General features: G+C 73.3%; 7 protein-coding genes (1 of these 7 only partly in view). 3 read left to right on the top strand and 4 right to left on the bottom strand.

From position 1 onward, the window contains the following. The 3 genes in view from AB0J76_RS13510 to AB0J76_RS13500 are tightly spaced (each overlapping or abutting the next) and all read left to right on the top strand, a layout consistent with a single transcriptional unit that may run on beyond the window. Window positions 1-1,422, top strand: the end of a protein-coding gene (locus AB0J76_RS13510) for an amino acid adenylation domain-containing protein (protein ID WP_364389525.1). The gene continues 1,608 nt to the left of window position 1, outside the view; the window shows 1,422 of its 3,030 coding nt (coding positions 1,609-3,030); the start codon falls outside the window, past its left edge; it ends in the stop codon at window positions 1,420-1,422. Then, window positions 1,419-5,039: an amino acid adenylation domain-containing protein gene (locus AB0J76_RS13505; RefSeq protein ID WP_364389523.1), complete on the top strand. Its 3,621-nt coding sequence runs from the start codon at window positions 1,419-1,421 to the stop codon at window positions 5,037-5,039. Before AB0J76_RS13510 ends, AB0J76_RS13505 begins: the two co-directional genes overlap by 4 nt. Continuing rightward, window positions 5,020-6,288 carry an MFS transporter gene (locus AB0J76_RS13500; protein WP_352323359.1) on the top strand — a complete coding sequence of 423 codons (1,269 nt, stop codon included), beginning with the start codon at window positions 5,020-5,022 and terminating at the stop codon, window positions 6,286-6,288. Before AB0J76_RS13505 ends, AB0J76_RS13500 begins: the two co-directional genes overlap by 20 nt. Here AB0J76_RS13500 and AB0J76_RS13495 read toward each other — a convergent pair. The 4 genes from AB0J76_RS13495 to AB0J76_RS13480 are packed head-to-tail and all read right to left on the bottom strand — an operon-like array spanning window position 6,257 to window position 12,253. Then, the gene (locus AB0J76_RS13495; RefSeq protein WP_352323358.1) at window positions 6,257-7,276 is read right to left on the bottom strand and encodes an LLM class F420-dependent oxidoreductase; all 1,020 of its coding nucleotides are present in this window, start codon (window positions 7,274-7,276) and stop codon (window positions 6,257-6,259) included. The genes AB0J76_RS13500 and AB0J76_RS13495 overlap by 32 nt on opposite strands. Next, entirely contained in the window at window positions 7,255-7,989 is a 735-nt protein-coding gene (locus tag AB0J76_RS13490) for an alpha/beta fold hydrolase (protein WP_352323357.1), read from the bottom strand. Before AB0J76_RS13490 ends, AB0J76_RS13495 begins: the two co-directional genes overlap by 22 nt. Beyond that, window positions 7,986-11,945, bottom strand: a complete 3,960-nt coding sequence (locus AB0J76_RS13485) for an amino acid adenylation domain-containing protein (RefSeq protein ID WP_352323356.1) — start codon at window positions 11,943-11,945, stop codon at window positions 7,986-7,988. The genes AB0J76_RS13490 and AB0J76_RS13485 overlap by 4 nt, the downstream gene beginning before the upstream one ends. Beyond that, window positions 11,942-12,253, bottom strand: a complete 312-nt coding sequence (locus AB0J76_RS13480) for an acyl carrier protein (protein WP_352323355.1) — start codon at window positions 12,251-12,253, stop codon at window positions 11,942-11,944. Before AB0J76_RS13480 ends, AB0J76_RS13485 begins: the two co-directional genes overlap by 4 nt.

The following is a 12,253-nucleotide window of genomic DNA, read 5'->3' as shown; positions in this document are numbered from 1 at the left end:
TACCTGCCGCTCGACCCCTCCCACCCGGCGGAGCGCACGCGCGGCATGCTGGCCGACGCGGGCGCCGACCTGATGGTCACGGCGGCGGACGTGCGGCCGGCTGCGGCTTCCGTGGTGCGGGTGCGTGAGGACAATCTGGCCTACGTCATTTTCACGTCCGGCTCGACCGGGCGTCCCAAGGGCGTGGGCGTCTCGCACCGCGCGATCGTCAACCGGCTGCGCTGGATGCAGGACACCTTCCACCTCACCCCGCAGGACCGCGTCCTGCACAAGACACCCACCACCTTCGACGTGTCGGTGTGGGAACTGTTCTGGCCGCTCATCACCGGCGCCACCATGGTCATCGCCCGGCCCGGCGGCCACCGCGACACCGCCTACCTACGCGACCTCATCAAGACGGAGAACATCACCACGATGCACTTCGTCCCGTCGATGTTGCAGGCGTTCCTGGAAGAGGAAGGGATTCGGCTTCCAGCCCGGATCATCTGCTCCGGCGAAGCCCTCCCACCCCATGACCTCCCAGGATTGCACAACCTGTACGGCCCCACCGAAGCGGCCGTGGACGTCTCGTGGCACGCCTGCCGACCGGGCGAACCGACCGTCCCCATCGGCAGACCGGTCGACAACACCACTCTGCACGTCCTGGACGCACACCTCCAGGACGTCCCCATCGGCACCCCCGGCGAGCTCTACATCGGCGGCATCCAACTCGCCCGCGGCTACCTCGGCAAACCCGCACTCACCGCCGAACGCTTCCTCCCCGCACCCAACGGCCAACGCCTCTACAAAACCGGCGACCTCGCCCGCTGGCTACCTTCGGGAGAACTCGAATACCTCGGCCGCACCGACCACCAAGTCAAGATCCGCGGCATGCGCGTGGAGCTGGGCGAGATCGAGGCCGTGCTGCGGGAGCGACCCGGCGTCACGGCCGCGGCGGCCAAGCTGGTTAACGGCCGCCTGGTCGGCTACGTCGTCGGCGACGTCCCCGAGCTGTCCGACGCGCTGCCGGATTACATGATCCCGACGGCGTGGGTGCGGCTGGACCGCCTGCCCGTCACCGCCAACGGCAAGCTCGACCGCGCCGCCCTGCCCGCGCCTGACCGCCCGGCCGACCTGCCGTGGGAGCCGCCGCGCGGCGCGGCGGAGATCGCCGTCGCGCAGGTCTGGCAGGAGGTGCTCGGCCTAGACCGGGCCGGCCGGCACGACACCTTCTTCGCCGTGGGCGGCGACTCGATCAGCAGTCTCAAGGTCGTCGCCCGGCTGCGCGCCACGGGCTACGACGTGGAACTGCAGCAGCTGTTCACCCATCAGGCGGTCGCCGAACTGGCCGCCGTGCTGCGGCCGCGGCAGGCCGTACCGGAGACCACGGCGGGAGCCTTCGACCTGCTCAGCGTGGCGGACAGAGAGAGGCTCACGCGATGATCATCGACGCCTACCCGCTCAGCGCCCTCCAGGCCGGGATGCTGTACCACAGCGAGCTGGACGGCGTGACCTTCCACGACCACACCACGCTCACGCTGCGCGGCACGTTCGACGAGGCGGCCCTGGTCAGGGCGCTGGACGAGCTGTCGGCCCGGCACGAGGTGCTGCGGACGTCCTTCGACCTGACCGGGTTCAGCGAGCCCGTCCAGCTCGTGCACGACCGTGCGGAGATCCCGCTGACCGTCTCCGGCGGCGAGCCGGAGTACGGGCCGTTCGACTGGACGCGGGCTCCCCTGCTCCGCGTCCACGTGCGGCCCGAAGCCGACCGGTTCGCACTGACCGTCTACTTCCACCACGCGATCCTCGACGGGTGGAGCGTCGCGCGGCTGGTCAGCGAGCTGCTGGAACGCTATGCGACCCCCGGGCTGCCGGTGGAGCCGCCGGCGGCGCGCTTCCGCGACCTGGTGGCGGCCGAGAAGGCGATGCTGGCCCGGCCGGAGGCGGCGGAGTTCTGGCGGGACGCGATCGCCGAGGCGCCGGAGGGCCGGTTGCCCCGGATGCCCGGCTACCCCACCGGCGGGCCGCGCGAGGTCGCGGTGCTGGCCACGGCGCTCCCCGGCGACCTGGCGAAGGCGCTGGCCGAGCAGGCGGCCACCGCCCGGGTGCCGCTGCGCTCGGTGGTGCTGGCGGCGCACGTGCGCGTCATGGCCCTGCTCACCGGCGATCCCGACGTCCTGACGGGGATGCTCACGCACAGCCGCCCGGAGAGCGAGGCCGGCGACGAGGTGCTCGGCCTGTTCCTCAACACCGTCCCGCTGCGGGTCCGGGCCGATGCACCCGACCTGGTCCAGCGGGTCTTCCAGGCGGAGGTGGCGGCGCTGCCGTACCGGCACTTCCCGCTCTTCGAGATCCAGCGGGCCAGCGGTCGCGCGCGCCTGCTGGACACGCACGTGGACTTCCGCGACTTCCACGTGAACGGCGCCGCCGCCACGCCCATCGAGGGCCAGGACTTCTTCGAGCAGACCGACTTCGCCTTCAGCACGGCCTTCGTCCGGACGCCGGGCCAGGGGCTGACGCTGACCATCTCCTACGACACCACGCAGTTCCCCGCCGACCAGGTCGCGGCGATCCGGGACCACTACCTCCGCGCCCTGTCCGGACAGGCGGGCATCTCGCCGCAGGACGCGGCCCAGCTCGCGCGCTGGAACACCACCGATCGGGAACATCCGGGCGGCACCCTGCACGACCTGGTGTTCGAGCAGGCCGAGCGCGCCCCGGACGCGACGGCGGTCGTCTTCGAGGGCGACCGGCTGACCTACCGCGAGCTGGCCGAACGGGCCCGCGCGGTGGCCGCCGGGCTGGACGTGCGGGTGGACCAGCCGGTGGGCGTCTGCATGGAACGCGGGTTGGACCTGCCCGTCGTGCTGCTCGGCGTGCTGGCGGCGGGCGGCGCCTACCTGCCGCTCGACCCGGCCGATCCCGAGGAACGGCGGCGCGGCATGCTCGCCGACGCGGGCGCCGCGACCGTGCTCACCGCCGCGACCTCCGGAGACCGGTTCACCCCGCCGCCGGTGCACGAGGACAACCTGGCCTACGTCATCTTCACCTCCGGCTCCACCGGACGGCCCAAGGGCGTCGGCGTCTCCCACCGCGCGATCGTCAACCGGCTGCGCTGGATGCAGGACACCTTCCACCTCACCCCGCAGGACCGCGTCCTGCACAAAACACCCACCACCTTCGACGTGTCGGTGTGGGAACTGTTCTGGCCGCTCATCACCGGCGCCACCATGGTCATCGCCCGGCCCGGCGGCCACCGCGACACCGCCTACCTGCGCGACCTCATCAAGACCGAGAACATCACCACTGCCCACTTCGTCCCCTCGATGTTGCAGGCGTTCCTGGAAGAAGAAGAGATCCAACTCCCGCCCCGGATCATCTGCTCGGGCGAAGCCCTCCCACCCGGCCACGACCTCCCAGGACTGCACAACCTCTACGGCCCCACCGAAGCAGCCGTGGACGTCTCCTGGCACCCCTGCCAACCCGGAGAAACCACCGTCCCCATCGGCAAACCCGTCCACAACACCACCCTGCACGTCCTGGACCCACACCTCCAAGACGTCCCCATCGGCACCCCCGGCGAGCTCTACATCGGCGGCATCCAACTCGCCCGCGGCTACCTCGGCAAACCCGCACTCACCGCCGAACGCTTCCTCCCCGCACCCAACGGCCAACGCCTCTACAAAACCGGCGACCTCGCCCGCTGGCTCCCCACCGGGGAACTCGAATACCTCGGCCGCACCGACCACCAAGTCAAGATCCGCGGCATGCGCGTCGAACCCGGCGAGATCGAGGCCGTCCTGCGCGCCCAGCCGGGGGTCCGGGACGCGGCCGTCACGGCGCACGGGCACAGCCTGGTCGGCTACGTGGTGGGCGACGTGCCCGACCTCCAGGACGTCCTGCCCGACCACCTGATCCCGCGCCGGTGGGTGAGCCTGGACGCCCTCCCGCTCACCCGCAGCGGCAAGCTCGACCGGGCCGCGCTGCCCGCGCCGGAGACGGCGAGCGGCCGGCCGTACGTGCCGCCACGCGACGAGGTGGAGGCGCGCCTGGCCACGCTCTACGAAGAGGTGCTGCAGGTGCCCGCGGCCGGGATCCTGGACGACTTCTTCGAGCTCGGCGGCCACTCGCTGAGCGCCCTGCGGCTGGCCGCCCGCATCCGCCAGGAGCTGGGTCGCAGCCTGCCCGTGGGCACCGTGCTGACCGCGCCGACGATCAGCAAGCTGGCCAGGGTGCTCCGCCAGCCCGAGGACCTGGCGCCGCCGAGCCACGTCGTGCCGCTCAACCCGGACGGCGACCGCACGCCGATCTTCTTCATCCACGCGCTCGGCGGCCAGGTCTTCCGCTACCACCCGCTGGCCCGCCGCCTCGGCCCCGACCAGCCGGTGTACGCCATCGCCGCGCGCGGGCTGGCGCCCGGCGAGGAGCCGCACGCCACGCTCGCCGAGATGGCCGACGCCTACGTGGCCGACCTGCTGGAGGTGCGGCCGGCGGGGCCGTACGTGCTGGGCGGGTTCTGCATCGGCGGGAACATCGCCCTGGAGGTGGCCAGGCGGCTGCGCGAGCGCGGCGAGCAGGTGCCGCTCGTCGTGCTGCTCTACGCCAACGCCGAGGAGCCAGTGGCCGAGGCGTCGCTGGAGGACGACACGGTCCTGCTGTTCCACGCGCTGGCCGGCGGCCCCGAGGAGACCCTCGGGCTGGACCCGGCCGAACTCGCCGCCCGGCCGCCGGAGGAGCAGCTCCTGACGGTCATGGGCGCCGCCTCCGCCGCCGACCGGCTGGCGCCCGACACCGCCGAGGTCGAGCAGGCGCGCCGCTACCTGGCCGTGTTCCGGGCCAACGCGCACGCGGTCGGCGGCTACCGGCACGAGCCCTACGACGGCGGCGTCGCGCTCTTCGCGCCCAGGCGCGAGGACGGCAACTGGCCCTCCGTCGCCAAGGGGCGGCTGGCCCACGTCGCGATCCCCGAGGAACGCGTCCCGATCCTGTACGAACCCCTGGTCGCCGGAGCGGCCACCGAGATCAGAAGGTGGATGGATCATGGCATCCCCGACCAGTGAGCAGACGAGCCTCTGGAAGCACCCCGACTTCCTGCGGCTGTGGGCGGGCCAGAGCCTGTCGCAGTTCGGCTCGGCGATCAGTCTGTTCGCGTTCCCCGTCATCGCGGTCACCGTCCTGAACGCCTCCGAGGCGGAGATGGGCGTCGTCGGCTTCCTGCTGCGACTGCCGATGGTGTTCTTCCTGCTGTTCGGCGTGCTGGCCGACCGGGTGCGCAAGCGGCCCATCCTGATCTGGACGGACGCGGCCCGCTTCGTGCTGCTGATGCTGATCCCCGTGGCGTGGTTCGCCGACCTGCTCACGCTGACCTGGCTCTACGGCGTCATCTTCGCGCTCGGCCTGCTCAGCACGCTCTTCCAGACGGCCTACCGCAGTTACTTCCCGTTCCTGGTGCCGCGGGAGAACTTCATGGAGGGCAACTCCAAGCTGCAGCTGACCGAGTCGGCCGCCCAGACGTTCGGGCCGGGCCTGGCCGCGGCGCTGCTGAAGGTGCTCGCCGCGCCCGCGCTGCTGATCATCGACGCGGTGTCGTACCTGGCCTCCGCGATCGCGGTGTCCCTGATCAAGCGGCCGGAGGCCCGTCCGGAGCCGGACGACACCACCCCCGCGCAGGTGCACAAGGCGATCTGGCAGGGCATGGGCTGGGTGATGCGGCACGAGCTGATCCGGCCGCTGGCCGTCTCCTCGGCCGTGTACTCGCTGTTCATCCTGGGCTCGATGAACTCGATCTACGCCCTGTACGTGATCCGCGACCTGGGCGTGCCCGCGGCCTGGTTCGGCAGCATCCTGGCCGGCGGCGGCGTGGGCGCGATCATCGGGGCGCTGGTCGCCGTCAAGGTGATGCGGCGTTACGCGATCGGCAAGGTGCTGGTGTGGTCGATGGTGTACGGCAACCTGGCGCTCTTCCTCATCCCGCTGGCCGTCGGCCCGGTCTGGGTCTCGGTGGCGATGCTCGTCGTCGCGCAGCTGGTCAGCGGCGTCAGCTCGCAGATCTTCTTCGTCACCAACACCAGCCTGGTGCAGACGGTCACCCCGCCGCACCTCCAGGGCCGGGTGGTGGCCTCGATCTACTCGCTGGGCCTGATCCCCGCCCCGCTGGGCGCGCTCGGCGCCGGCCTGCTGGCCGGCGCCGTGGGCACGCGGACGACGCTGTGGGTGGTCATCGCCGTCGGCGCGCTGGTGCCGATCGCGGCGATGGCCTGGTCGCCGCTGGCCAAGCTCATCGGGATGCCGGCGCCAGACCCGCAATGAGCCGCAGCTGACGGCTGCGCAGCCGCCGGGTGGGCGTGACCAGGCCGACGATCAGCGTGGTCGCGCCCGCCTCCTGGTAGGCCGCCATCCGCTCGCGCACCTTGCCCGCGGGGCCGCACATGGTCATCGCGTCCACGAGCGCGTCGGGCAGCATGGCCATGGCCTCACCCTGCCGCCCGTCCAGGAAGGCCTCCTGCATGCGGGCGGCCTCCTGCTCGAAGCCGAGCGTGGCGGCCAGGCGGTTGTAGAAGTTGGTCCGGCGCGAGCCCATGCCGCCGAGGTAGAGGGCGAGCATGGGCCGCATCATGTCGTAGGCCAGCTCCTGGTCCTCCTCGACGAGCGTGAGCACCATGGGGGCGACGTCCAGGGCGGCGCCGTTGAGGTGTTCGGCCATGCGGGCCAGGTGGTCGGGCGGGAAGTGGATGGCCAGCCAGCCGTCGGCGAGCTCGCCGGCCAGCGCGACCGTCTTCGGGCCCATCGCGGCCAGGTAGACCGGCAGCCGCTCCTGGACCGGCGCGACGGCCAGCGTCAGCTCCTTGCCCTCGCTGCCGGGCAGGGGCAGCGTCATCGTGGGGCCCTCGTGCCGCACCGGCTCGCCGTCCAGCGCCTTGCGCACCACCTGGAGGTAGTCGCGGGCGCGGGCCAGCGGCCGGTCGAAGCGCTCGCCGTGCCAGCCCTCGACCACCTGCGGGCCGGACGGGCCCACGCCCAGCCGGGCGCGGCCGCCGGAGACCTGGTCGAGGGTGGCCGCCGTCATCGCGGCGACCACGGGCTTGCGTCCCGACATCTGCAGCACGCCGGTGCCGAGCGCGATGCGCTCGGTCTGGCCGGCGACCCAGGCCAGCAGGCTCGCCGGGTCGGTGCCGTAGGTCTCGGCCGCCCACACGGACGAGTAGCCCAGGGCCTCCGCCTCGCGGACCAGCGCCAGGTGGTCGGCCGGGCCGAGGCCCGCGCCGCCCCAGTAGCTCATGCTGTAACCGAGGCGCATCCCATCTCCTCAACGATCGCGGCGGCCAGGGCGTCCGGGGTCTCCTCGGCCAGCCAGTGGGTGGAGTCGAGCTCCTTCAACGCGGGCCGGTGCACGCTCTGCCGCCGCCAGCCCAGGAGGCCGCCCCGGGTCAGCGAGGCGTCCCTGGCCCCGTACAGGACGGAGATCGGCACCGGCAGCGGCGGTCCCGGCCGGTGGTGATAGCCGGCCAGCAGCCCGAAGTCGGCGCGCAGCGCCGGCTCCAGCACCGGCCAGAGCGCCTTCCGGTCGGCCAGCTCCGGCGGGACGCCGCCGAGCTCGATCAGCTGCTCCCAGAACAGCCACGACGGCAACGACGGCAGGCGGCGCAGCAGCAGGGTGACGTCCGGCGCGGCGAACGAGCCCACGACCAGCCGTTCCGGCCGCCCGCCCAGCTCGACCACGCGCCGGCAGACGAGGAAGGCCAGCAACGCCCCGCTGCAGTAGCCGAACAGCGTGTACGGCTCCCGCCACCCGGCCAGGTCGCGCGCCAGGTCGTCGACCAGCCCGTCGAGGTCGGTCCGCGGCTCCTCGGCCAGCCTGGCCTGGCGTCCCGGCAGGTTGACCGACCACAGGCCCACCTCGGGCGGGAAGTGCCCGGCGAGCTCGCCGAGCGAGGCCGGACCGCCGCCCGCGTGCGGGAAGGCGACCAGCGCCCGCTCCCCCTCCTTGACCTGGACGTACCACGGCGTCATCGGGCTTCCCCCAGGTGCAGGGCCAGTTCGGCCGGCGTCGGATGGTCGAACACGGCCCGTACCGAGACGGCGCGGCCCGCCAGCTCCTCCAGCGGGCCGATCAGCCGGACGGCCAGCACGGAGTGGCCGCCGTTGAGGAAGAAGTTGTCGTGCGGCCCGAGGCCGGGCCGGTTCAGCGCCTCGCTCCACAGCGCCACCACCTGCCGGACCAGCCCGTCGCCCGCCTCCCGCGCCGGGGCGCGGCCCTCGTCGGGCACCTTCAGCTCACGGTAGGCGATCTTGCCGTTGGCCGTGGTGGGCAGCCTTTCGGTGACGACGTACCGGGTGGGGACGGCGTAGTCGGGCAGCCGCGTCCTGGCGAAGCGCCACAGCTCTTCCTCGGTGGTCTCGCCGGTGACTTCCAGGAAGGCGGCGAGCCGTCCGTCGGTCTGCGGGTCGCCGTCGAGGATCACCGCGGCCGTCCGGACCGCCTCGTGCCCGTGCAGCGCGGCCTCGACCTCGCCCAGCTCGATGCGGTGGCCGCGCAGCTTGATCTGCCGGTCGTCGCGGCCGAGCAGCTCCAGCCGGCCGTCGTGGCGGATGCGCGCGCGGTCGCCGGTCCGGTAGAACCGGCCGTACCGGTCGTGGTGGCCGAAGCGCTGCGCCGTCAGCTCGGGACGGTCGAGGTAGCCCGCGCTCACCCCCGCGCCGGCGACGCACAGCTCGCCCGGCACGCCCGGCGGCAGCTCGCGGCCCGCGGCGTCGGTGACGAAGATCTGGGTGTTGGCCAGCGGCTCCCCGGCGGGGACCGGGTCGCGCGGCGGCTCGCGCAGCTCGGCGGCGGTGGACCAGATGGTCGTCTCGGTCGGCCCGTAGACGTTGAACACCCGGCAGCCCAGCTCCAGCAGGTCCCTGGCCAGGGTGGCGGGCATCGGCTCGCCACCGCACAGCACCGTGCGCCCGGCCAGCTCGCGCCCGGCCTCCGGCGCGATCAGCCGCCACGCGGTGGGGGTGGCCTGCACGACCTGGACGTCGCTTCCGGCGATCAGCTCCAGGAACCTGCCCGGCTGGAGCTGGTCCTCGTCGGAGGCCACGACCACGGTGCCGCCGCAGGCCAGCGGCAGCAGCAGTTCCAGCCAGGAGATGTCGAAGGAGGTGGTGGTGGACCACAGGACGCTGGTGGGCGCGCCCAGCCGGTCGGCGAAGTCGAGCACGAGGTTCGTCAGGTTCGCGTGCGTGACCTGCACGCCCTTGGGCTGCCCGGTGGAGCCGGAGGTGTAGATGACGTAGGCGATGTCCCCGGTCTCGGCCGGTACGTGGTCCCCCCGCGCGCCGGGCATCGGCACGACCGGCGTCCCGCCCGCCCAGTGCGGGCTGCCCGCCGCGACCATCAGCCGCGCCCCCGAGTCGGCCACCTGGAAGGCCAGGCGTGACTCCGGTTGCCGCACGTCCAGCGGCAGGAACGCCGCTCCCGCCTGCCACACGCCGAGGACCGCCGCCACCAGGTCCGCCGAGCGCCCCAGGGCCAGGGCGACGACGTCGCCGTCACCCACCCCGTGCTCGCGCAGCAGGTCGCGGACCGCGGCCGCGCGTCCCAGCAGCTCGTCGTAGGTGACCTCGTGGTCGCCCTCGCGCACCGCCACGGCCGGGCCCGGCACGATGCGCCCGGCCAGCGTGCCCGGCCAGGTGCGGCCCGTGTCGTTGATGCGGTCGAGCAGCGCCCGGTCGGCCGGGGAGAACACGTCCGGCACTCCGCCGCGCGCCGCCTGCCGCACCACCGCGCACAGCCTGGCGGTGAACGCCGCGATCTCGTCCTCGTCGTGCACCTCGGTGCTGTGCACCATCCGGACGGTGAGCCGGTCCGGCTCCTGGATGACGTTGCACTGCATGTCCAGGCGGCTGCGGTCGATCAGGTTGTCCACATAGCCGGGCACCTCTCCCTGGATGTGCACCTTCTCGTCGCTCCAGGGCCGGTAGTTGAACATGTGCCGGAACAGCGGGACCCGCCAGTCGTCGGTACCGTGCCCGCGGCGGGTCAGCACCGCCTCCACCGAGGCCCCGGCGTGCTCGACGCCCTCCGCGAACGCCTCCTCCACGCGCCTGGCGAGCTGCTCGAAGTCGTCGTCCGGCTCGACGTGGACGCGCAGCGGCAGGGTGCTCACGGCGTAGCCGACGCGCCGGTGCTGCTCGCCCGTCTTGGTGCTGACCGGCATGCCGATCACCAGGTCCGGGCCGGCGCCATGCCCGCGCAGCGTCAGCAGGAAGGCGGTGGCCAGCACGATGTTGCCGGTGGTGCGCAGCCTGGCGCGCAGCTCGTCCAGGGCCGCGACCGTCTCGGCGTCCACCTGCCAGGAGCAGGTGTGCCCGGCGAACGTCGGACGGACCGGCGAGGGCCTGCTGCCCGGCAGCACCATGGCGGCCGGGTCGACGCCGTCGAGCCGGTCCAGCCAGTAGCCGATCGACTCCTCCGACGGCTCCCCCGGCTCCAGCATCGGCGCGGGGCCCGCCAGCTCCGGGGGCAGCGGGCCGTGCCCGGTCTGGCTGTCGTAGAAGCGGCCCAGCTCCTCCACCAGGAGCTGCATGGAGGTGCCGTCGATGATGATGTGGTGGCCGGCCAGGCACACCACGGTTCCCGCGCCGTCGGACAGGGTGAAGTGCCCCACCCTGACGAGCAGGTCGCGGCCCAGGTCGAAGGGCTCGTCCAGGAAGGACCGCAGGTCCGCGACCAGCGTCTCCTCCGTCGTGGCCCGGGTCTCGACCTTCAGCTGGGCGTCCTGGGGGGCCACCAGGTGCCGGACGGGCGTCCCGTCCACCACGGGGAACCGCAGGCGCAGCGCCGGGTGCCGCTTGACCAGCCGGTTCACCGCGATCTGCAGCGGCAGCCGGCGCAGCGGCGTCCGGAACCTGAGCGCCACCGCCAGGTTCGACACGCCGCTGTCCGGCGCGAGCTGCTCCAGCACCCAGAACGAGTACGGCACCGCCGACAGCGGGCGCGGCTCCTCCACGGAGGCGGGCAGCTCCGGCTGCGGCCTCGGGACGGGGACGCGTTGCAGCGGATGATCGGGGTCGAGCGCGGCCCAGTCCACCCGGCCGCCACCCGTCCAGAAGCTGGCCACGGCGGCCAGCAACCCGGCCCGGTCGGGACCCGCCTCGACCTCGGCCCCGGGGTTCGCCCGCGTGAGGGCGGTGAGCGTGTCGTGCGGCGAGGGGGCGTCCACGAGGGCCGCCGGGTCCGGGACGGCCGGCAGGACGCCCCAGGCGGCGAGGGTGGCGGCCAGCCCGTAGGCGGTGGTGAGGGCGGGTGACGCCTGGACGCCGCGGGCTTCGAACACCTCTTCGCACACGTCCACGGCCTCGGTGAACACCGGCTCCACGCCGTACAGACCGGCTGCCCCGGCGGAGAGGGCCGGGCTGACCGGCTCCTGCTCGTAGTCGTGCTCCCGGCCCAGCGCGAGGGCGGCCTCCGCGGCGCTCCGGCAGACCACCGCGCCGCGCACGGGGTGGTGGGCGCGTCCCTGCTGCAGGGTGCCCGCCACGTCGGCGTAGCGGTCCTCCGGCAGCCCGGCGAGGAAGCCGGCCAGGCTTCGCCGTACCGACTCGGCCTCCTCGCGGGTGCGGCCGGACCACACCACGACCCGCGGACGGCCGTCGCCCGGCGCGTGCACCGGCGGATACCCTTCCTCGACCTCCAGGTCGCCGGGCCAGATCACCCGGTGCACCAGGTCGCCGTCGAGCAGCGCCCGGTCGAGCAGCCGCAGGACCAGGGTGCCGCGCAGCGTTCCCGGCGGCAGCTCGCCGGCGTCGGTCACGGCGAGCTCGCACTCCCCGGCCAGCAGCGCGGCGCAGGCCTTGCCCACCCCGCCGTACAGCCGGACGGCCTGCGCTCCTGGATCGTGCCCGGCCTCCTCGGCCGCCCCGGCCTCCAGCGGGAAACGCCCCACCGCGATCACCGCGACGGGCTGTTCGTGCGAGGTCACCGACCTTCCTCGCGGATCCTGGCGCGCACGTCGCGGCGGCTGCCGCCCAGCGGACGGCGGCGGACGCCGTCCTGCCGGGCCGGGGCGGCCTCCTGGCCCTTGGCGATCAGGTGCGAGAGAGCGCGCAGGTTCGGGTGGGTGAACATCGCGGTGACCGGCAGCTTCAGGCCCAGCGCCGCGGTGATCTCCTCGTGCAGCTCGACCAGCGCGAGCGAGTCGAAACCGGCTTCGAAGAAGTTGAGGTCGGGATCGAGGGCGCGGCCTAACCTGCGCTCCACGAGTGATGCAACCGCGTCGGCCTGGGTCAT

It is taken from the genome of Nonomuraea sp. NPDC049624, assembly GCF_040675255.1.
Lineage (GTDB): Bacteria > Actinomycetota > Actinomycetes > Streptosporangiales > Streptosporangiaceae > Nonomuraea.
The sequence above is the reverse complement of the archived record's forward strand: the minus strand, read 5'-3'. Positions and strand labels throughout refer to the sequence as shown.